The sequence below is a fragment of the Sphingomonas sp. 1F27F7B genome (assembly GCF_005503355.1).
Lineage (GTDB): Bacteria > Pseudomonadota > Alphaproteobacteria > Sphingomonadales > Sphingomonadaceae > Sphingomonas.
This window is the reverse complement of sequence record NZ_SCMK01000040.1, coordinates 1-22167: the sequence shown is the minus strand read 5'-3', so window position 1 is coordinate 22167 and position 22167 is coordinate 1. Positions and strand designations below refer to the sequence as shown.

Here is a 22167-nt window from a genome sequence, read left to right as displayed (position 1 = left end):
GAAAGCGGCCGCCCCTTTTTTGTGCCATGCCGGTTTCCGTCGCGCCGGCCGGCGCGACGATCAGGCGACCGAGAGCTTCAGCGCTCCATCGCCTTCGTCCACTCTCACCGTGGATCCGTCCTTCACTTCGCCGCGCAGGATCATGTCGGCGAGCGGGTCCTGCAGATAGCGCTGCACCGCCCGTTTCAACGGGCGCGCGCCATAGACCGGATCATAGCCCACCCGGCCCAGCCAGACGCGGGCGGCGTCCGTCAGGTCGAGCTGGATCTTGCGGTCCTTGAGCAGTTTCGCGACCCGGCCGACCTGGATGTCGACGATCGGCGCCATGTGCTCCGCGCCCAGCCGGTGGAAGAGGATGATCTCGTCCAGCCGGTTGAGGAACTCGGGGCGGAAATGCGCGCGGACGACTTCCATCACTTGCGGCTCGACGCTCTCCACCGATTGCCCCTCGCCCAGGCCGGTGAGGAACTGCGAGCCGAGGTTCGAGGTCAGGATCACGATCGTGTTCGAAAAGTCGACCGTGCGACCCTGGCCGTCGGTCAGGCGGCCGTCGTCGAGCACCTGGAGCAGCAGGTTGAACACGTCGCCATGCGCCTTCTCGACCTCGTCGAACAGCACGACCTGATAGGGGCGCCGCCGCACCGCCTCGGTCAGCACGCCGCCTTCCTCATAGCCGACATAGCCGGGAGGCGCGCCGATAAGCCGCGCGACCGCGTGCTTCTCCATGAACTCGCTCATGTCGATGCGCACCATCGCGTTCGGATCGTCGAACAGGAACTCGGCGAGTGCCTTGGTCAGCTCGGTCTTGCCGACGCCGGTCGGCCCCAGGAACAGAAACGAGCCCAGCGGCCGGTTCGGATCCTGCAGGCCGGCACGGCTGCGGCGCACGGCGGTCGACACGGCCTTCACTGCGTCGGCCTGGCCGATCACGCGCTTGCCGAGCATTTCCTCCATGGCGAGCAGCTTCTCGCGCTCGCCCTCCATCATCTTGTCGACGGGAATGCCGGTCCAGCGCGAGACGACTGCGCCGATGTCCTCGCTGGTGACTTCCTCGCGCAGCATCGCGCCCTTGCTGGTGGCCTGGGCCTCTTCCAGCTGCCGCGTCAATGCGGGGATGGTGCCATAAGAGAGCTCGCTCATGCGAGCGAGATCGCCGGCGCGCTGCGCCTGTTCCAGCTCGATCTTGGCTGCCTCGAGCTGCTCCTTGAGCTTCGATTCGCCCGCGATCTTGTCCTTCTCCGCCTGCCAGCGCCGAGTCAGCTCGGCGGACTGCTGCTCGAGATTGGCCAGTTCCTCCTCGAGGCTGGCGAGCCGGTCGCGCGAGGCCTCGTCGGTCTCCTTCTTGAGCGCCTCGCGCTCGATCTTGAGCTGGATGATCCGGCGATCGAGCGTCTCGATCTCCTCGGGCTTGCTCTCCACTTCCATGCGGATGCGGCTGGCGGCCTCGTCCATCAGGTCGATCGCCTTGTCGGGCAGGAAGCGATCGGTGATGTAGCGGTTGGACAGCGTCGCGGCGCTCACGATCGCGGCATCGGTGATGCGCACGCCGTGGTGCAGTTCGTACTTCTCCTTCAATCCGCGCAGGATCGAGATCGTGTCCTCGACCGTCGGTTCGCCGACGAACACCGGCTGGAAGCGCCGTTGGAGGGCGGGATCCTTCTCGACATATTTGCGATACTCGTCGAGCGTGGTGGCGCCGATGCAGTGCAGCTCGCCGCGGGCGAGCGCGGGCTTGAGCAGATTGCCCGCATCCATCGCGCCCTCGGTCTTCCCCGCGCCGATCAGCTGATGCATCTCGTCGATGAACAGGATGATGTCGCCTTCGCCGGCCTTTACTTCGTCGAGCACGCCCTTCAGCCGCTCCTCGAACTCGCCACGATATTTCGCGCCCGCGATCAGGCTGCCCATGTCGAGCGACATCAGCGTGCGGTTCTTGAGGTTGTCGGGCACGTCGCCATTGGCGATGCGCAGCGCCAGCCCTTCGGCGATGGCGGTCTTGCCGACGCCGGGTTCGCCGATCAGCACCGGATTGTTCTTGGTGCGCCGGGCAAGGATCTGGATCGTGCGGCGGATCTCCTCGTCGCGGCCGATCACCGGATCGAGCTTGCCGTCCTTCGCCGCCTGGGTCAGGTCGCGCGCGAACTTCTTGAGCGCGTCATAGCGGTCCTCGGCCCCCGCGGTGTCAGCGGTGCGGCCGCCGCGCAGCTGGTTGATCGCGGCATTGAGCGCCTCGGGCCTAACGCCCGCTGCCTGGAGCGCCTTGCCCGCCGCGGTGTTGAGCGACAGGGCGAGGGCGACGAGCAGCCGCTCGACAGTGACGAAGCTGTCGCCCGCGCGCTGGGCGATCTGCTCGGCCTGGTCGAGTACGCGCACCGCGTCATTGTCGAGCCCCGGCGTCTGCTGCGCGCCGCCGCCCGAGACGGCGGGAATCTTCGACAGGGCGAGATCGGTCTCGGAAAGAGCGCGCCTGGCGTCGCCGCCCGCCGCCTGGATCAGGCCGCTCGCCATGCCCTGCTCGTCCTCGAGCAGCGCCTTCAATATGTGCTCGGGGGCGATCCGCTGATGGTTCATCCGGATCGCCACGGTCTGCGCCGACTGGAGAAAGCCCTTGGCGCGGTCGGTGAATTTCTCGAGGTTCATGCTGGCCCCTTGTTTCGGTCAGCCCGGATGTAGTGTTGCCATTGTGCAACACAAGGTCCGCGAATTATATCAGTATGCGGTAGTGCGGATTGGGCTCGGCCACCCAGGCAAGTGAAATGAGCGCGCCGGGATAGTCCGCTTGGATCATCTTGCCGTCGGGCTGGAGCACGCGGATCGTTCGCTGCAGCGCCCAGCCGATCAGATTGAGCGCGTCCCAGCTTAGCGGGGCGTACACGGTCGGAGACGCTGCCAGCCTGGTGCGTATGCGTACCTGCTGCGAGGTCGGCGCGAGAAGGGTACCGAGCCGGGTGGTGATGGTCGCCTGCGGCGTGGGAATTCCGCCCGCAGCCTGTATTGCTTGGAACAGGTCGAGATTGGGGCCAACCAGCGCGAGCCCGTGGTCCGCGATTACGTCGGCCTGTACACGGGTCGTTTCGGCGAGCGGCCCACCGGGAGGATTGTCGTGTTCGTAGTTCACGTCGCTTTTGCTGTTGCGGGCAGGGCCGAGCGTGAAGCTCCCCACGATGCTGCCGATCTCGCCCAGCACGTCGCCGCCGGTCTTCGGCCCGGGGGTCAGGCGGATCAGTTCGGCTTCGACCGGATCGTGGTGGTTGAGCGCGCCGATCCAGCGCAGCCGCTCATGGTTGAAGATCTGCGCGGTCATTCCCGCCTTGAACGGCACTTTCCAGCGATTGTCGTTGGTCGCCAGGATCATCGCGAGATCCGAGAGATAGGTCATGATCAGGTCGGTGACATGGGCCTCGGTCACGCCATGGGCGACTGCGGGCACTCCTTGCGAAGCAGTGTACAGCGCGCTCGCCATCCCCAGCAGGGTGTCGCGATAATGCGTGAAACGCGGCATGCCAGATACCGTTGCGAAGACATGGTCCTGCTGGCCGGCACGACCGGCATGGATATCGTGACCGGGAATCCCTGTCGGATAGGGCGTGTCGGCAGTCACCGCGTTGTTCTCGTTGGTGATGTCCAGGGGAGACATCAAGGAGGTGGCGAGGGGGTGGACGCCGAACTCATGCGCGAGCATGCCGAGGATGCGGCCGCGACTCTCCTGCTCGAAGAACCAGGGTGAGAGCTTTATCTGCACCTGGTCGCCAACCACCCTGACCGAGGCGAGTTGCGGCTCGAATTCCAGCGTGATCAGCGCATCGCGTGTGCCCAGATAGGCGGCGATGCGCGGGGTGTGGAGCAGGCCATCGATGATCGCCTGGCCTTTCTCCTGATAGTCGGGATGGAGGTTGGCGAAGCGGACATGCCCGGCGCATTGCGCGACCGGTACGGTACCCTGGGTAGCCGCCTCGCGCACGACTGCGGGCGCCGGCCCGGCGTGACCCGCGGCCCGTGTGCCCATCATGTCTGCCTCGCGCTCCAGTCCGGCGTCGTCGTTGATCGCGGTGCCGCGGAGCTGCATCGTCGGATGCACGCGGCCCTGTTTCTGCTGGACGACGTGCCAGGCCTCGTGCGGCAGGTGACGTTCCTGGCCGGGGCCGAGATGGATCTCGCTGCCCTGGGTATGGGCAAGCGCCTGGAGCTGGGCCGGCCGGGGGGAATTGCGGTGGACGCGCACATCGTCGAGGGCAATGCCCGAAAGCGATTCCATGCCGCTCTTCAGCCGATCGGGAAGGCCGGTGCGATTGGGCCTGGCGGCGGTGCGCTCAACGCCCAGGGCATGGGATGCGGCATAGTCGGCGACGGTCTGCCGCGGCGCCGCAATGGCGGAGCTTTGCGCGCGTTCTCGTGGCACCGCCGCGCGCTGGACGACCCGATGATCCGGATCGACGCCCCGCACGCGCGGGTCGTGTCGCGGCGCGGCCGGCGGGGGCTTGTACTGGAGCGGGGCCCGCATTCGTCCTCTCCTTCGGCCTATCGTCCCCAGCGGTGCTTCTTGCGCGGCTGCCCGTCGGGATCGTCGTCGGACCAGTCCTGCTCCAGATCGTCCAGCTCGGGGAACAGGCTCGGCAGGGGGGCGCTCTCCCACTGGCTCGGGAAGGAGAAAGCGGATGCGCCGTGGTGGCTCCAGCCGCCGGAGTTGCTGGTGCCATGGCTGGACGAGGAGGGCGCGTTGGTGGACCCGAACCCGCCGGTGAAGAAGCCCGAGCTCGATCCGAACGAGAACGGGCCGGAGCCGGACGGGCCCGATCCACCGAACCCGCCGAAAGGCGGCGGCCACTGGAACTGCGGCGGGGGCGGGGCATCCTGCGGCGCACGGTTCAGCAACTGCCGCAGCGCGTGGAAAAGCCCGGCATAATTGGCCGGGGCATCCAGCGAATCCAGATATTGGACGGCGAGCCCCGCATGGGTTCGCGTCACGCGCACCGTTACCCAATGGAGCTGCCGCAGCGCGACATTCTGGTGGCCCTGGGTGTTGACGATGAGCGTCAGCGAAGCGATCTGACCCCGCATGAAGGCGAGCACCGGCGCCAGCGTGGTCCTCTCGCCCTGGCCGATGTCATTGTCGGCGAACCATTGCAGGTCGTTCTGATGGAGGTGGTCCACGATCGCCCCGACATGGTCGATCCTGCCGATCACCGGTATGTCGGTCCTGCCCTGCAGCGCGAGTATCGCGCGGATTTCGTCTTCATCGATATTGTTCTGGAAGCCGCCCAGTGCATTGAGCGCGTTCTGATCGTTCACCCGGGCGCCGACATTCTGGGCAGTCACATCGGGATGGCCGACGATCGCGAGCGCATTGTGTGCGGCCATCTGCCCGCATTCGGCGAATATCTGCGCCAGGGCCTGGAGGCGTTGCCCGCCGTCGGCATGGGGATCCTCAGCGACGCCATGCCCGGCCAGGTCGCGCCGGAGGACGGGCGCCGCCTGGCGATAGGTCTCGTTGAGCATGCCGAGCAGCAATTGCAGCACATAGGGCGATCCGGGATCGAACAGATCGGCACCCATCGCCGCCTGATAGGCGAGCGCAACATCGTTGCCGAACACCGCGCGGACGCCGTCCTGTCCGTCGTGCTGGTCCTGCAGCAGGTGCAGCAGCTGCACGGCGACCCTGGTCACGTCCTGCTGCAAGCTGATGCCGGTGACCAGCTGGTCGATCAGTTCCGGCGATATCGCGCTGGTGTCGGAACTGGTCGAGAGCGCTTGCGGCGGGCTCGTCAACAGAGGCTGGGGCGGAGTCGTCGATTGCGCCAGCGGTGCCTGCGTGCCGGTCTGGCCGGTGCTGGACGTCGCCAGCGGCGACGGGCCGGGCTGGGGCTTCTTGATCCTCGGCGCAGTCGATTCGTTGCGCGCCGGCGAGGTGGGGCGATCGCTCTCGCGCCAGACCTCGTCGAAGTCCTGCCGCCCGGTTTCGGTCGGGATGCCCAGCGTCTGGGCGATCAGGTTGAGCTGTTGCTTGATCACCTCGCGCTCCTTCACCTGCTGCGCCTCGCGGCTCTGGTGGAAGCGCGGCAGGTTGCTGGCCGAAGTCGGCGCCGACATGCTGGCCAGCGTTCTCGAAAGCGCGCCGAGTATGCTCGCCAGTTCGATCTGGTTCGGCCCGGCCTTGCTGCTGCCGATCGCCTGGCCGAATATGTTGACCTGCTCCAGGACGCGATCGCGATCGGCGAAGGAATGGCCTGAGGCGCCTTCATCGAGCACGGGCTGGTCCCGGCTCGTCGGATGCTGCTGGCCGATGACCTTGCTGTTGTGGGTGACCGGCGCCAGCACGGTCTGGGTCGGGGTGCGCAGGCTGCTCATCAGCCGCAGCAACGCAGTCGCATAGGCTTCGACATCGCCGCTGTGCGGCGACTTGTCGTCGGTGCGCAGGCCCTTGAGATGGGCGGCGGTGGCCTCCGACTGCGTGAACTCGTCCTTGGCCTTCACCATGGTGCGGAACTTCTCGCCCAGTATCTCCCCGCCCTTGATCATGTTCTGCGCCTTCTGCGCATTCTTGAGCGGCGCGGAGCGGCCGGCGAGCGCCTCGAGCTTGGCCGACAGGTCGGTCAGCTCCTTGGTCAGCCCCTTGATCTTGGTGGGGTCGGCGAGCAGCCGCTTGCGCATCGCCTCGCCCTGGGCCTGGCGGTCCCCCTGCAGCTTCTCATGAGTCGGCGGAGGCGTGCGCTTGAGCAGCGACTGGGCGCCGCTGGAATCGAACCGGACTTCCGAGGTGCCCTGCTCGACCAGGACCCGCGGGCGCGAGGCGAACGGGTAGCTTTCGCCCGGCTGCAGCACATAGGGGTCGTCTTCCCAGACGATCTGGCCGGCGCGGACGATCCACACCGCCTGCAACGGGGCGCCCCGCGGCGACGGCCGTGTCGCGGCGGCGTGGCGGGGCATGGCCGGCATCGCCGCCGCGCGGGTGCCCATCCGGTCGGCTTCGGCCTCCAGCCCGGCGTCATCGTTGATCGCGGTGCCGCCGAGCCGCATCGTCGGCCGCACCCGCCCGCTCCGTTGCTGGACGACATGCCATGCCTCGTGCGGCAGGTGCCGTTCCTGGCCGGGCGCGAGATGGATGTCGGTGCCCTGGGCATAGGCATGCGCGCCGATCCGGCCGGGGGTGGCGGAGTTGCGGTGGACCCGGACATCGCCGAGCCCCATGCCCGACAGCGTCTCGAGGCCGTTCCGCAGCCCTTCGGGCAGGCCCAGGCGATTGGATGTGCCCGCGACCCGAACCGCGCCGTCGGCACGGGCGCCGGCATAGTCGGTGATCGTTTCGCGCGGCGCTCCGGGCATGGCCGCATCCTGGCCAAGCCGCGCTGCGCGCTGAAGGATCGGGCTGGCCCTTCCGGTGCCGCTGCGGCTCTCGGCCGGCTTGTGTGGATCTGCCTTGGGCGCCAGCCGCAGACAGGCATTCATCCGCCTTCGCTCCTTGCCAGGATCGACCGCAGATATGACCCGCGTCGCCGCAAATGGGAACGAAGATTTGGTCCGATGCGGGGCGCTTCCGGCAGTCCTGCGAGGGGCCGTGCCGCTTGCCCGAAACTTGTAACTTCACAGTCGTGCAAATGACATTGCAGTTACGCGATGTTGCAACGCACCAATTCTAGCTCCCCGGCTGCCGGGCACCGTGCCCGTGCCGAAAACAAACTCCCTGGGGGGAACATCCATGCGCAAGCTTTCCATTCTGCTCGCCGGCACCTCGATGCTGCTTTCCGGCGCCGCGTTCGCCCAGGACGCGCAGCCGTCCGCGCCGGTGCCTGCCGCCGATGACGGTGCGGACCAGAGCAACATCGTCGTGATCGGCCGCGGCGAGACCCGCCAGGTCCAGCAGCTTTCAAGCAGCGACATCGCCGAGCTCGCCGCCGGCACCAGCCCGTTGAAGGCGATCGAGAAGCTGCCCAGCGTCAACTTCCAGTCCGCCGATCCCTTCGGCGCCTATGAATGGGCGGAGCGAGTCTCGATCCGCGGCTTCAATCAGAACCAGCTCGGCTTCACGCTCGACGGCATTCCGCTGGGCGACGCGACCTATGGCAACGTCAACGGCCTGCACATCAGCCGCGCGATCACCAGCGAGAATGTGGGCGAGGTCCGCGTCTCGCAGGGCGCAGGCTCGATCGGCACCCAGGCGACCAACAATCTCGGCGGCACGCTGGAATTCTTCTCGCGCGCGCCGTCCGACGATTTCGGCATCCGCGCCGAGGGCACCTATGGCAGCGAGAACACCGTGCGCCTGTTCGGCCGGATCGAGAGCGGCGATATCGGCGGCGGGGTCAAGGCCTATGCCTCCTATGTCTATTCCGACATGGACAAGTGGAAGGGCTGGGGCTCGCAGCGCACCAACCAGGCGAACGGCAAGATCGTGGCGCCGATCGGCGGCGATGCGCGCCTCGTCGGCACCATCAGCTATTCGGATCGCCGCGAGAACGACTATCAGGACCTGTCGCTGGGGATGATCCGGCGCCTGGGCTACAAGTGGGACAACATCTCGAACGACTATGCGCTCGCGGTGCGGGTCGCCGATATCGCCAACAACCGCGGCGAGACCGGCGCGCCGGTGTCCAACGCCGCGGCGGGCACGGTCTATCCGGCGCCGTTCCTGACCGTCGACGATGCCTATTTCGACGCCGCCGGCCTGCGCCGCGACTGGCTGGGTTCGTTCGGCGTGGAGAGCATCGGCGGCGCCCTGCGCTACACGCTCAAGGGCTATTACCACAATAATCATGGGCGCGGCATCTGGTTCACGCCCTATGTCCCGAGCCCGGGCGGCGCCTCGCCGATCTCGATGCGCACCACCGAATACGACATGGATCGCAAGGGCGTGTTCGGCGATGTCGGCGGCACGATCGCGGGCTTCAACGACGTGACTGTGGGCTTCTGGTATGAGCGCAACGACTTCCAGCAGGCGCGCCGCTTCTATGCGCTGAGCAGCCGTACCGATCCGGGCCGCAAGAGCCTGGATTTCCCGTCGAACCCGTTCGCTACGCAGTGGGACTACAACTACGCGACCGACACCCTGCAATATTATGTGCAGGACAAGCTGACGTTCGGCGACCTGACGTTGAACCTGGGCTGGAAGGGATTCCAGGTTAAGAACTCTGCGGATCCGATCACTGCCGGCACGCTGGCGCGCGGCAAGATCAAGGTGACCGACTGGTTCCAGCCGACTGCGGGCTTCAACTATCGCCTCGGCGCCGGCGCGGAGCTGTTCGGCGGCTTCACCCAGGTGACCCGCGCCTTCGTCGCCTCGGCCACCACGGGGCCCTTCGCGACCACCCAGGCCGGCTTCAACGCGCTGCTCAGCGGTTCGACCCGGCTCAAGCCCGAGCAATCGGATACCTATGAGCTGGGCGGCCGCTTCCGCTCGGGGCCGTTCACCGGGTCGCTGGCCGGCTATTATGTCAACTTCCGCAACCGCCTGCTCGCGGTCACTGTCGGGGCGGGCATCCAGGGCAACCCGCCGATCCTGCAGAATGTCGGCGACGTCCGCTCGCTCGGCTTCGAGGCGACCGGCGACCTGCGGCTCGGCAGCGGCTTCGGGATGTTCGCATCGTACAGCTACAACGACTCCACTTATCGCGACGACGTGATCAATGCGGCGGGCGCCGTGCTTGCGCGCACCCGGGGCAAGACCGTGGTCGATGCGCCCAAGCACCTGCTCAAGGGCGAGCTGACCTATGACCATGCCGGCTTCAACGCCCGCATCGGCGCCAATTATATGAGCAAGCGCTACTTCACTTATACCAACGACCAGTCGGTCGAGGGGCGCGTGCTCGTCGATGCCACGCTCGGCTACAAGTTCGACCTGGGCGGGCGGAACCTCGAGCTCCAGGCCAATGCGACCAATCTGTTCAACAAGAAATATGTCTCGACGATCGGCACCAACGGCTTCGGCAACAGCGGCGACAATCAGACGCTGATGGTGGGCGCGCCGCAGCAGTTCTTCGTGACGCTGAAGGCGGGGTTCTGAGGGCTCCCTCTCCCGGACAGCACTGGGAGGGAAGGGAAGGCCGGGGCGAAAGCTCCGGCCTTTCTCGTGCGGGCCAGGTGATCCGACGGCCGCTATTTCAGTTCGGGGACATAATGCCCCTCATCCCCGTCCATGAACAACGCGACATAGACTTGCTCGTCGCCGCCGCCAACGTCGAGGTGGCTCTGATATTTGAGCGTTTTCAGGTCGTAGGTGATGAGCTGTATCCAGATCGTCTCCTCGACCTCCTCGTTCAGCGCATCGACGAACGCCGCGAGGTCGCGCGCGTCGACGGCCACATCCACGGTCTGGCCGGAATTGGCGGCGGCGTTCTCGAGCTGTGTCTCGGTGAAGCCATAGTGCCGCATCGTGTCCCAGAAGCACTCGCCGCCATCGCGAATGCCGACCGTGTTCGGGCTGAACTTGTGGCCGGAATAGGTCACCGTATCGCGTGACGCGAGGGTCTTGGCATTTCTCGATTTCTTCTGGGGTTTCTTCTCGCTGCCGCTGTCGCTGCTGCTGGATTCGTCCTCGTCGTCAGAGACCTTGGACTTGGAAGAGCTGCTGGATTCCGGCTTGCGCTTCTTCTTCAGTTCCTCCCGGGCCTTGCGCGAGTAGCGGCGTTCTCGCGGCGAAATCGAGGAGAAGACATAGGGCGTGCCGCTCTTTTTCGGCTTTTGGGTTTCCTCCTCCTCGTCCGAAGAATGGAAGAGGTCGCCGCGCGTCTGCAGATAGGTCTCATATTCGAGCGAGCTCTTGTACTTGGCCTTGCTATCGAGGGTGTTCGATCCCAGGACGCCGTGCCGGTCCTCGCCGCGGTTCGTCGATTTGGGGCCGTTGTAAGTCGTGTACGGATTGAGCTGGAGCAGCTTGCGCGCGACGAGGTGGAAGAGCGAGCCGACGCCGTGATCGCCGTCGCCCTTCAGCAGGCGGATGAACTCGTCGTACAGGCTGCGATAGTCGAGCGCATAGCGTTCGAGCACGTCGTCGCCGTCGTCGAGGCCATATTCCGACTTCATCAGGGAAATGGCCCGTTCCGGCGTTTCGACCTGATCGAGAAGCTCGAGATACTGCCCCTTGGCCAGCCGGTGCTGCAGCCTTTCCTCGAAGGCGATGAACGACAGCGAATGCGGTCCCTGTTCCTGATGCCGCACCTTGGCCGTCACGGCAGTCTTGAGATGGCCATAGGGTGTGGGCACTCGGCGGGCCCGTTTCTGGCTCGTCGTGATCGCCTCGTCCACCACGTCGGAGTTGCCCGACAGCGCGTCGTCGAATTCCTGGGCCTTCTTCCTTGACGTGAAGGTGGTGAGCCGGCTGCCTCTCTCAACCACTTCCAGGTCCGAGTAATAGACGAAGTTGCCTTCGTCGTCCTGGAGGTGCAGCACCGAGCGCTGCATCACCGGCGCGGCGATGCTCGCCCGTTGCACGGGCTCCATGGATGCCGATGGCGGCCCGCCCGCCCGTTCGGCGCGCCGGCCCATCCGGTCGGCTTCGCCTTCCAGCCCGGCATCGTCGTTGATCGAGGTACCGTTCAGATCGAGCGTGGGGCGCACGCGGCCCTGCTTCTGCTGGACGACGTGCCAGGCTTCGTGCGGCAGATGGTGTTCCTGGCCGGGCGCCAGGTGGATCTCGCTGCCCTGGGCATAGGCCTGGGCCTGGACGGCGGCCGGCCGGCTCGATCCGCGATGCACGCGCACATCGTCCAGCGACAGGCCCGACAGCGTCTCGATGCCGTTCTTCAGCCCGTCGGGCAGGCCGGTGCGATTGGGCGGACCGATGCCGACGCGGGCGGGGAGGGCATGATAGGGTCCGGGTGTTGCCGCACGCTGGATGGGTGCTGGCGCGTGCGCCGTCGCGGCAGGCGCGCGTTCCGTCTTCGGCTTGCGGTTCGCGCGTTCGTACACGGCGGGTCCTCGCACGGCTGTGGCGCGAGCCTGCCGCTTTTCCGTCCCGTGGAAAAGCGCAGAAAGCCCCGTTTCCGCTATGCTCAGTTTCCGGGGGCCGTCCCCGGATCCTTGGCCGGCCGCGGCGCCTTGGGTGCGTCCTTGGCATAGCGCTCGCCGAAGCTGTTGCCCTGGTACCAGCGCGGTTCCTGCTCCGCATCGGCGATCTCGCGCGCGATCAGATAGTTGATCTTCGCGAACTTGGCGCCGGCCTGCCAGTCGAAAGGCTGGCGGATATCATCGCTAACCTTGTGATAATGCGTCTTCAGGAAGTCACGGAATGCCTTCTCGCCACCATTCTCGAATCCGGTCACGAGGAACACCGACGGCACCCCTGCCTTGACGAAGCTGTAGTGATCCGAACGCAGGAACAACTGCTCCTCCGGCATCGGATCGGGCGAGAGCTTCACGCCCATCTTCGCGGCCGCGCGCGCGACGATTGGCCCGAGTGTCGAATGTTCGGCGCCGAAGGCGACCACGTCCCGGAAGTCATAGAGCAGGATCGGCATGTCGAGATTGACGTCGGCCACCACCTTGCCGCTGCCCACGACCGGGTAGCGCGCGAGGAACTCCGAGCCGATCAGCCCGTCCTCCTCGGCGGTCAGCGCGACGAACAGGATCGAGCGGCGCGGGCGCTTGCCGCTCTGGACGAAGGCCCGGGCGGCCTCCAGCATCGTCGCCACGCCCGCGGCATTGTCCATCGCGCCATTGTAGATCTTGTCCTCGCCCTCGAGGCCCGGATCAGTGCCCTCATGGTCGAGATGGGCAGAGAGCACGACATATTCATGGGCGAGCTTCGGGTCCGATCCCGGCAGGATGCCGATCACATTCTCGCTTTTCTTCACCGTCACGATATTGGTCCGCTGCAGCGTGAGGCGGGTCTTGAGCGCGAAGCTGCCTGGCGTGCCGCCGGGGGCTGCGAGCGTGGCGTAGATCTGGCTGGCGGTCATCGGTGCGTCCCGGAACAGCGCATCGGCGGCGGCGCCCTTCGCATAGGCGCCGATCTTGAGCCCCGGATTCTCGCCCTTGGGGAAGCCGTCGGGGTCCAGCCAGTTGGTCTGTGGGCCCTGGAAATAGGTGACCGCCTGGGCCCAGGGGAAGGCGCCCTTCAGATTGTCCGGGGTAACGAGGTAGATCAGGCCGAGCGCCCCGTGCCGGCCGGCGACCGCGGCCTTGTCGAGCTTGCCCGGAGCAGTTCCCGGCGGATTGCCGAGCAGCGCGACGACGAACTTGCCGGTGGCGTCGACCCCGGCATAGTCCGCCTCGCGGCCATGGCCAACGAACACCGCGTCGGCGGTGAGGGTCTGGGTTTCGTTGCCATAGAGCGGGCTCGGGCCGAACAGCACATCGTCGCCGCTCGCGAACTTCTTCGTGCCCACGGTGATCGAGGCGGGCTTGCCCGCGTCGAGGACATAGTCGGCGATGTTCACGGGCTGGTACCAGCCCTGCGTCCCGCCCGGCTTGAATCCCATCGCGTCGAAACGGCTGGAGACATAGCGCGCGGCGATCTCGAAACCCTGCGTCCCGTTGTCCCGCCCGCCGAGCAGATCGTCGGCGAGGAACTCGACATGCGCGCGCACTTCGTCGGGGCTGAAAACCGGCTCCACGCTTCCCGCCTGCGCCCAGGCGGCGGCCGGCGCCAGGCCGAGCGCCAGCGCGATGAGAAACTGTCTGAGATGCACGGATTTCTCCCCGGAATGGCGCGTTTTCCGACAGGCTAGAGCAAATGGGGGCCGGTGCAACCGGCTTGCGGGAGCGATGCGCCGCGTTATGCTCGCGCCATCACCTTCCTCGGGGGAAACTTAGATGAAATCGTTCCGGATGCTCTGCGGCGCGTCGATCTGCGCGCTGGCGATCGGCGTTGCCGTCCCTGCCTTTGCCCAGCAGGCGCCCACCGCCGCCACCTCGGCACAGGCAAAACCGGTCCCGGTGGCCGAGCTCGTGAAGAAGGTCGACATTCCCTATGAGGGATTCACGCTGAAGAACGGCCTGCGCGTGCTGGTCCATACCGATCGCAAGGCGCCGATCGTCGCGGTCTCGACCTGGTACGATGTCGGATCGAAGCATGAGCCCGCCGGCAAGACCGGCTTCGCGCACCTGTTCGAGCATCTGATGTTCAACGGTTCCGAGAACGCCCCGGGCGATTTCTTCGAGCCGCTCAAGCAGGTCGGCGCCACCGATTTCAACGGTACCACCAGCTTCGATCGCACCAATTATTTCGAGACGGTCCCGCGCCCGGCGCTCGATCGCGCGCTGTTCCTCGAGAGCGACCGCATGGGCTATCTGCTCGGCGCGATCACCCAGGACGTGCTCGACGAGCAGCGCGGCGTCGTCCAGAACGAGAAGCGCCAGGGCGATAACCAGCCCTATGGCCTGGTCTATTACAAGGTGCTCGAGGAGCTGCTCGGCGGCACGCCCTATGGCCATAACGTGATCGGCTCGATGGCCGATCTCGACGCCGCCAGCCTCGACGATGTCAAGAACTGGTTCCGTTCGCACTACGGCCCGAACAACGCGATCCTCGTCCTGGCCGGCGATGTCGACGTCAAGGAAGCCAAGCCGCTTGTCGAGAAATATTTCGGCGCGATCCCGGCCGGCCCGAAGAGCGTGCTGCCGCAGGTCACCGTGCCGACGCTGGCCGCGCCCAAGACGGTGACGATCAAGGACAGCGTCGCCGCCACCCTGATCCTGCGCAACTGGGCCGTGCCGGGTCTGAACGACAAGGATGCGACGGCGCTCAACGTCTTTGCCTCGGTGCTGGGCGGCCTTGCCAGCTCGCGGCTCGACAATGAACTGGTGCGCAAGGACAAGACCGCCGTCCAGGTGTCGAGCAGCGTCCAGTCGATGGCGCAGATCGGCATCTTCAGGATCCAGGCGGTGGTGAAGCCCGGCGTCGATCCCGCAGTGGTGTCGAAGCGTCTCGACGAGATCCTGGCCGATCTGCTCAAGAACGGGCCCACCGCGGACGAAGTGAAGCGCGTCGCCACCACCAATGTCTCCGGCCGCATCGCGGGCCTGGAATCGGTCGGCGGCTTCGGCGGCAAGGCCGTGGCGCTCGCTTCGGGCGAACTCTATTCGGGCGATCCGCTCCACTTCAAGAAGGAGCTGGAGGCGATGGCCCGGGTCACGCCGGCCGAAGTGACGGCGGCGGCGAACCGGTGGCTCAACCGGCCTTCGCTCACCGTGATGGTCGTGCCCGGCCAGCGGGAGGCCTATCAGGAAGCGGCGGCGGCCGCCGCCAAGCCGGCGGAAGGCGCCAAGGCCGAGCCGGTGAAGGGCACGCGCGGCGCGATGCCCGCCGTCGCCCCGATCGGCGATCTCGTCTTCCCCAAGGTGGAGCGGACCCGGCTCTCGAACGGCATCGAGCTGATCTATGCCAATCGCAACGCCGTGCCGGTCACTCAGATCGAGATGAGCTTCGATGCCGGCGTCGCCGCCGATCCAGCCGACAAGCTCGGCACCCAGCGCCTGACGCTCAACATGATGGACGAAGGCACGACCAGTCTCGATTCGACCGCGCTCGCCGAAGCGCGCGAGCGGCTGGGCGCGACCATCGCTTCGGGCAGCTCGGCCGATCGCACCTATCTGGGCGTCGATGCGCCGAGCCCGAACCTGGCCGGCGCACTCGACCTGTTCGCCGACGTGATCGAGCGGCCCGCCTTCGCGCCGGCGGAGATCGAGCGGGTGCGCGGCCAGATGCTCACCGGCATCGCGCAGGAGCTGACCAGCCCGACCGGCCTGTCCGGCCGCATGGTGCCGCGCGTGCTCTACGGCGCGGGCAGCCCCTATGCCAAGCTCGGCGCTGGCTCGGGCGATCCGGCGGTGGTCAAGACGATCACCCGCGACGACCTGGTCGCGTGGCACAATGCCTGGATCCGTCCGGACAAGGCCAAGATCTTCGTCGTCAGCGACCGTCCGCTCGCCGAGATCAAGGCCGCGCTCGAGGCGCGCTTCGGCGGCTGGAAGAGCGAGGGGCCGGCCGGCGCCAAGAGCTTCGCGGCCTCGGCCCAGGCGATGACGCCCCGGATCATCCTGATCGACCGGCCCAATTCGCCCCAGTCGCAGATCGTCGCGACGCAGCTGACCGGCGTCGATCCCTTCTCGGACACGCTGGCGGTGACGACCGCCAACCAGGCGCTGGGTTCGGGCTTCCTCTCGCGCATCAACATGGATCTGCGCGAGGCCAAGCATTGGTCCTATGGCGCGGGCGGCGGCTATTCCTTCCTCGAGCACGCCGTGCCCTATACGATCAGCGCCCCGGTCCAGGCGGACCGGACAGGCGATTCGATCAAGGCGATCCAGCAGCAGGTGCGCGACTTCCTGACGACCAAGGGCGTGACGCCCGAGGAGCTGACTCGCGAAGTCAATGGCTCGACTCGCGAGCTACCCGGCCGCTTCGAGACGTCGGACGCCGTGCTCAACGCGATGCAGCAGAACGACCTTCGCCGCCGTCCGGACGATTATTTCAGCACCATCGCACAAAAATATCGCATGCTCGCCATACCGCAGCTTGACGCTGCGGCACGCGCGGCTCTCGACCCGAACAAGTTCGTTTTCGTGGTCGTCGGCGATGCCGCGAAGGTCCGGCCGCAGCTTGACAGCATCGGCCTGCCCGTCGAGGTGGTCCCCGCAGCGTCGCTGGCAAGCATCAAGCCGGCGGCCAACTAATCAGGAGAGTTCTCATGGCGAATGTGGACGGCAGCTGGAACACGGTCGTGAAGTCGCCGCTGGGCGACCAGGCGGCGGTGTTCACCGTGACGAGCGACGGCGACACCTTCACCGGCACCTTCGCCGGCGCGATGGGCAATGCCGACGCCAAGGACGGCAAGACCGATGGCGACAAGCTGACCTGGACGATGGACGTTTCGGTTCCCATGCCGATGACGCTCACCGGCGAGGCGGCCGTGGACGGTGACACCATGACCGGCACCGTCACGGCGGGTGCGTTCGGCGCCTTCCCGCTCACCGGCACGCGCGCCTGAGCGCACGCGACGCAAGCTGATCGAGGCGCCCGTCCCGCACCGCGCGGGGCGGGCGTTTCGTTTTTCGGGAAAGCGCGGAAGCGGGGGCGAACCGCTGCCCCCGCTTCCGCAAGACGCGACGCCGGCGGGCCGCGGCCCCGCGCCTTCCCGGACCGGCGCCGCGCGAGCGCACCAGAGCAGGACGGAGGAACCGGCCGGGCCCGCCGTTTCGCAGCCGTCGACGCAGCGCCGATGAGATCCGCAAGGAAAAATGGTGCAGGCGGGAGCGTTGCGCCCCGACGCGGCTCCGCTATGGGCTGAACGGCAGTTCACAAAGGGGGAAACATGCCGGGCGGTCTGGTCGCATTGCTGGATGACGTCGCCGCGCTCGCCAAGCTGGCGGCGGCTTCGCTGGACGACGTGGCGGGGGCCGCCGGGCGTGCGGGGACCAAGGCGGCGGGCGTGGTGATCGACGATGCCGCGGTGACCCCGCGCTACGTGGTGGGCCTCACGCCCGATCGCGAATTGCCGATCATCTGGAAGATCACGCTCGGCTCGCTGCGCAACAAGCTGCTCTTCATTCTGCCGGTGGCGCTCGCGCTCGGCGCCTTCGCGCCCTGGGCAGTGACGCCGCTGCTGATGCTCGGCGGCTCCTATCTGTGCTTCGAGGCGGCCGAGAAGATCATCGAGGCGCTGGCCGGCCACCATGCCGAGGAGGAAGTCGCCGGGATCGACACGCCGGCCGAGCTGGAGAAGCGCCAGGTCGCCGGTGCGGTGCGCACCGATTTCATCCTGTCGGCGGAGATCATGGCGATTGCGCTGGCCGAGTTGCCGGATGCGTCGCTCGGCATGCGCGCCGCGGCGCTGGCTGCCGTTGCGATCGCGATCACCATCGGGGTCTATGGCGTGGTGGCGCTGATCGTGAAGATGGACGATATCGGCCTGCACCTCAGCCGGCGCCCGTCGGCGATCGCGCAGCGTACGGGCAGGCTGCTCGTCCAGGCGATGCCGGTGTTGCTCCAGGCATTGTCGCACATCGGCGTGGCGGCGATGGTCTGGGTGGGCGGCGGCATCCTGCTGCACGGACTGGAGGCGTTCGGGCTGAATGCGATTCCGCATTTCGTCCATCACCTTGCCGAAGCGACCGGCCATGCGGTGCCGGTCGCGGGCGGGTTCGTGGAGTGGCTGGTCGGTGCGATCGGCGCGGGCATCTGCGGCCTGATCGTCGGTGCGGCGATCGCGGGAGCGATCCACCTCGTGCCGCGGAAGAAGGTGCACTGAGCCCTGGGCGGCACTTCGGCTTTCGCCGGGGGTGACGGTAGAGGAATATGAGTCCTCAACTAGGTAGGGGACACATATTCCTTCAATCGTCATCCCGGCGCAGGCGGGGATCCAGGGTAGTACGGGATATCGGCGCCACCGCGCGATCGCCGTCCGGAGAGGGCAGGGCCCGCCACACCCCGTTCCGCACTTGGCCCTGGATCCCCGCCTGCGCGGGGATGACGAACGAAGATCAGATACTTGTTTGAGTCCCCAGCCTAGCCGCGCTTCACTCGCGTGACATGGCCCATCTTCCGTCCCGGCCGGGCATCGCCCTTGCCATAGAGATGGAGATGCGTGCCGGGCTCGGCGAGCAGTTCGGCCCAGCGATCGGCATCGGCACCGATCAGATTCTGCATCTCGATCCCCGTGCCGGTGAGCCCGGTGCTGCCGAGCGGCAGCCCGCAGATCGCGCGGATGTGATTCTCGAACTGCGAGCATTCGGCGCCTTCGATCGTCCAATGCCCCGAATTGTGCACGCGCGGCGCCATTTCGTTGAATACGGGCCCCTGGTCGGTCGCGAAGAACTCCAGCGTCAGCACGCCGACATGGCCGAGCGCCTCGGCGACGCGGCCGGCAAGCGCCGCCGCCTCGGTCCAGTGGCGCGCGATCTCGGCGGGGGCGGGCACGGTCGACTTGTCGAGGATGCCGTCCTTGTGCTCGTTCCAGGGCGGCGGATAGCTGGCCAGCGATCCGTCGACGCCGCGCACCGTGATGATCGAGAATTCGTGGCTGAACGTAACGAAGCCTTCGAGGATCGCCGGCCGCTCGCCGATCTCCTCCCAGGCGGCTGCCGCCTCGGCCTCGTCGCGGATGCGCACCTGGCCCTTGCCGTCATAGCCCAGGCGCAGCGTCTTCAGGATCGACGGCGCGCCGATCTCGGCGATGGCGGCGTCGAGCTGCGCGCGCGTCTCGACCAGCGCCCAGGGGGCGGTCCGACCGCCCAGCGCGGCGACGAACGCCTTTTCCCGCGCCCGGTCCTGCGCAATCGACAGGCTCTGTGCGCCCGGGCGCACCGGCACCTTGCCGGCGAGGAACTCCACGGGCCCGATGGCGATATTCTCGAACTCATAGGTGATCACGTCGCACTGGGCGGCGAGCTCGTCGAGGACGATCCGGCTGTGATAGTCGGCGCGAGTGTAGCTGGAGGCGGTCTGCGCGGCGACGCTCTCCTCGTCGGGCGCGAGCACATGGGTGCGATAGCCCAGCTGCGCGGCGGCGACGGCGAGCATGCGGCCGAGCTGGCCCCCGCCCAGGATGCCGATGGTCGATCCGGGGGGCAGCGCTCCGCTCATTCGGGGTCGATCGCCACGCTCTCGGTCTGCGCCGCGCGCCACGCCTGGAGGCGCTGGCTGAGCGCTTCGTCCGATGTTGCCAGGATCGCTGCGGCGAGCAGGCCGGCATTGATCGCGCCCGCCTTGCCGATCGCCAGCGTGCCGACGGGGATGCCGCCGGGCATCTGGGCGATCGAGAGCAGGCTGTCCATGCCCTTCAGCGCCTTGGATTCGACCGGCACGCCGAGCACCGGCAGATGCGTCATCGAAGCCGCCATGCCCGGCAGATGCGCCGCGCCGCCGGCCCCGGCGATGATCACCCTGAGCCCGCGCCCGGCGGCGCCGGTGGCATAGTCATAGAGCCGCTGCGGGGTGCGGTGCGCCGAGACGACCTTGGTCTCGTGCGGCACGCCGAGCTTCTCGAGCACCTTGGCGGCGTGGTGCATCGTCTCCCAGTCGGAAGTGCTGCCCATGATGATGCCGACCAGAGGTGCCACGTCTCGCCCCGTGCTGTTGGAAGCGGCGTGACTAGAGGGAAGGGCGGGAGAGGGCAACCCATCCCGGCTGGAAGCGCGAGGGGCATTGCCCTATCGTCCGATGATGCTGCTCGCCCTCGCCCTGCTCGCCGGCGCGACTGCCGCCGGCCCGTCCGAATTTCCCATCCATGTCGGCCAGTGCCAGTGGGTGCGCGGCGCCTTCTATGTGGCGAACGGCAGCGGCATCAATCGCCTCTGGGTACGCGGCACCCGCCATGTGCTCAACCTGCACGACAATGACAGCGACGCAGAGGTGCCCCGGGCGATCAAGCAGTTCTGGAAGGGCCGGCCTTTCGAGTCACGTCTGTGGGGGGACTTCTATGTTTGCGCCCGTGCGCGCTACATTCCCGGCCATATGCAGCGCGTGCGCATCTTGCGTACGCGCCGCACCATGATTGCCAGGCGCTGAATCTACCGCTCGCTCAGATAATAGCGTTCGACTTCGTTCAGCGCGTCGTCCAGCTCATAGACGATCGGCTGCCCCGTCGGGATCTCCAGGCTGACGATCTCGTCGTCGGGAATGCCCGAGAGATGCTTCACCAGCGCACGCAGCGAATTGCCGTGCGCCGCGATCAGCACGCGCTTGCCGGCCCTGAGCTCGGGCGCGATCCGCGCTTCCCAATAGGGCAGCACGCGCGCGATCGTGTCCTTCAGGCTCTCGGTCTGCGGGATCGCCACGCCGTGATAGCGTTCGTCCTTGGCCAGGTCCCAGGGCGAACCCTCTTCGGGGAGCGGCGGCGGCACGTCGAAGCTGCGGCGCCAGATCTTCACCTGCTCGTCGCCGTGCAGTGCCGCGGTCTCGGCCTTGTTCAGCCCGGTCAGGCCGCCATAGTGGCGCTCGTTGAGCTTCCAGCTCTTCTCCTCGGGCAGCCACAGCCGGCCCATCGATTCGAGCGCCAGGTGCAGCGTCTTGATCGCGCGGCTCTGGAAGCTGGTGAAGCACAGGTCGAAATCGAGCCCCTTCTCCTTCATCAGCGTGCCCGCGTCGCGCGCTTCCTGCACGCCCTGCTCGGTCAGATCGACGTCCCACCAGCCGGTGAAGCGGTTCTCGAGGTTCCAGGCCGACTGGCCGTGGCGGATCAGGACGAGCTTGGGCATGCGAACTCCTTGCAACCGGTTGCGAGCGTCCTTAGCGGCAGGAGCGGCGGGGACAAGGGAGACAGGCGATGGCGATCGTTCGGCAGACTCTGGCGTATCAGGGGCCCGGCGGCCCGTTCGAAGGCGTGATCGCCTATGAGGACGAAGTGACGACGCTGCGCCCCGGCGTGCTCGTCCTGCCCAATGTGCTCGGCCAGAAGGAAGCCGACAACGTCCATGCCGAGAACCTCGCCAAGCTCGGCTATGTCGCGCTGGCGGCGGACATTTACGGCCAGGGCAAGCGGGTGACGCACGCCTCGCCCAACCGCAACGAACATATGGACACGCTCAACGCCGACCGGGCGCTGCTGCGCGACCGGCTCGCCGCCGCGCTCGACGCGCTTGCGCGCTTCGACCGGGCCGATCCCGCCAGGCTGGCCGCGATCGGTTTCTGCTTCGGCGGCAAGTGCGTGCTCGACATGGCGCGGGCCGGGCTGCCGATCCTGGGCGGCGTCTCGTTCCACGGCGTCTACGACCGGCCCGATTATGCCAGTGTCGCGCCGATCGCGGCCAAGCTGCTCGTCTGCCATGGTTGGGAAGACCCGATCGCGCCGCCCGAGAAGACGGTGGCGCTGGCGCGGGAGCTGACCGAATCGGGCGCCGACTGGCAGATCCATGCCTATGGCCATGCCGGCCACGCCTTCACCGACCAGGACCGCAAGACATCCGCCATTCCGGGCGTGGTCTACGAGCCCCGGGCCGACCGCCGCAGCTGGCAGGCCATGGCCAATTTCCTGGAAGAGGTCTTCGCCTGAGCGGCGAGTCGCAGGAACAGGGTTAACGAATCGTCGATGCACCGGTCCCGGATTCATCCGTAAGGTGCGATTACCATAAGGGTTCCCGCCAGATTGGCGGGCCCCTTGCCCCGGTTCATATCCCCGCACGGCAGCAGGGGATTTAGCAATGTCGAAGATCACGATCGCGCTCGAGGCAGCCGTCGCCACCGTTCTCGAGAACCTGCCGAAGGACGCGGCCCAGACGAACCGGCAGCGGGTGGCGGTC

At 67.0% G+C, this 22167-nt stretch carries 14 protein-coding genes; 6 read left to right on the top strand and 8 right to left on the bottom strand.

What is annotated here, in order from left to right:
* Nucleotides 1-60: 60 nt before the first annotated feature.
* The 3 genes from clpB to FFS08_RS23890 all read right to left on the bottom strand — a co-directional run bounded on the left by clpB (nt 61) and on the right by FFS08_RS23890 (nt 7443).
* Nucleotides 61-2640: an ATP-dependent chaperone ClpB gene (gene clpB / locus FFS08_RS22655; RefSeq protein ID WP_137864678.1), complete on the bottom strand. Its 2580-nt coding sequence runs from the start codon at nt 2638-2640 to the stop codon at nt 61-63.
* A 64-nt stretch (nt 2641-2704) separates the two neighbouring features.
* Nucleotides 2705-4501, bottom strand: coding sequence for an eCIS core domain-containing protein (locus tag FFS08_RS22650; protein WP_137864679.1), 1797 nt, complete (start codon nt 4499-4501; stop codon nt 2705-2707).
* A 17-nt stretch (nt 4502-4518) separates the two neighbouring features.
* The gene (locus FFS08_RS23890; protein ID WP_212742067.1) at nt 4519-7443 is read right to left on the bottom strand and encodes an eCIS core domain-containing protein; all 2925 of its coding nucleotides are present in this window, start codon (nt 7441-7443) and stop codon (nt 4519-4521) included.
* A 250-nt stretch (nt 7444-7693) separates the two neighbouring features.
* Here FFS08_RS23890 and FFS08_RS22640 point away from each other — a divergent pair, with 250 nt between their 5' ends.
* Nucleotides 7694-9994, top strand: a complete 2301-nt coding sequence (locus FFS08_RS22640) for a TonB-dependent receptor (RefSeq protein ID WP_137864680.1) — start codon at nt 7694-7696, stop codon at nt 9992-9994.
* A gap of 92 nt (nt 9995-10086) precedes the next feature.
* Here FFS08_RS22640 and FFS08_RS23885 read toward each other — a convergent pair whose 3' ends face one another.
* Entirely contained in the window at nt 10087-11898 is a 1812-nt protein-coding gene (locus FFS08_RS23885) for an eCIS core domain-containing protein (RefSeq protein WP_212742066.1), read from the bottom strand.
* Nucleotides 11899-11981: 83 nt separating this feature from the next.
* On the bottom strand, nt 11982-13619 hold the full coding sequence (locus FFS08_RS22630; RefSeq protein ID WP_137864681.1) for a M20/M25/M40 family metallo-hydrolase: 1638 nt from the start codon (nt 13617-13619) through the stop codon (nt 11982-11984).
* Between the two features lie 124 nt (nt 13620-13743).
* Between FFS08_RS22630 and FFS08_RS22625 the strand changes: the two genes are divergently transcribed.
* The 3 genes from FFS08_RS22625 to FFS08_RS22615 all read left to right on the top strand — a co-directional run bounded on the left by FFS08_RS22625 (nt 13744) and on the right by FFS08_RS22615 (nt 18179).
* Nucleotides 13744-16605: a M16 family metallopeptidase gene (locus tag FFS08_RS22625; RefSeq protein WP_137864682.1), complete on the top strand. Its 2862-nt coding sequence runs from the start codon at nt 13744-13746 to the stop codon at nt 16603-16605.
* 14 nt (nt 16606-16619) lie between these two features.
* Nucleotides 16620-16919 (top strand): hypothetical protein, encoded by a 300-nt coding sequence (locus tag FFS08_RS22620; RefSeq protein WP_137864683.1) that lies wholly within the window; start codon nt 16620-16622, stop codon nt 16917-16919.
* 324 nt (nt 16920-17243) lie between these two features.
* On the top strand, nt 17244-18179 hold the full coding sequence (locus FFS08_RS22615; protein WP_137864684.1) for a DUF808 domain-containing protein: 936 nt from the start codon (nt 17244-17246) through the stop codon (nt 18177-18179).
* Nucleotides 18180-18436: 257 nt separating this feature from the next.
* On the opposite strand, the gene FFS08_RS22610 is transcribed toward FFS08_RS22615, so the two are convergent.
* Nucleotides 18437-19513, bottom strand: a complete 1077-nt coding sequence (locus tag FFS08_RS22610) for a 5-(carboxyamino)imidazole ribonucleotide synthase (protein ID WP_137864685.1) — start codon at nt 19511-19513, stop codon at nt 18437-18439.
* Nucleotides 19510-19965, bottom strand: coding sequence for a 5-(carboxyamino)imidazole ribonucleotide mutase (gene purE, locus FFS08_RS22605; RefSeq protein ID WP_137864698.1), 456 nt, complete (start codon nt 19963-19965; stop codon nt 19510-19512). The genes FFS08_RS22610 and purE overlap by 4 nt, the downstream gene beginning before the upstream one ends.
* 109 nt (nt 19966-20074) lie before the next feature.
* Here purE and FFS08_RS22600 point away from each other — a divergent pair, with 109 nt between their 5' ends.
* Complete coding sequence (locus FFS08_RS22600; protein ID WP_137864686.1) at nt 20075-20437, top strand: hypothetical protein; 363 nt, start codon at nt 20075-20077, stop codon at nt 20435-20437.
* 2 nt (nt 20438-20439) lie between these two features.
* On the opposite strand, the gene gpmA is transcribed toward FFS08_RS22600, so the two are convergent.
* Nucleotides 20440-21126: a 2,3-diphosphoglycerate-dependent phosphoglycerate mutase gene (gpmA, locus tag FFS08_RS22595; RefSeq protein WP_137864687.1), complete on the bottom strand. Its 687-nt coding sequence runs from the start codon at nt 21124-21126 to the stop codon at nt 20440-20442.
* Nucleotides 21127-21194: 68 nt separating this feature from the next.
* Between gpmA and FFS08_RS22590 the strand changes: the two genes are divergently transcribed.
* On the top strand, nt 21195-21920 hold the full coding sequence (locus tag FFS08_RS22590) for a dienelactone hydrolase family protein (RefSeq protein ID WP_137864688.1): 726 nt from the start codon (nt 21195-21197) through the stop codon (nt 21918-21920).
* Nucleotides 21921-22167: the final 247 nt, after the last annotated feature.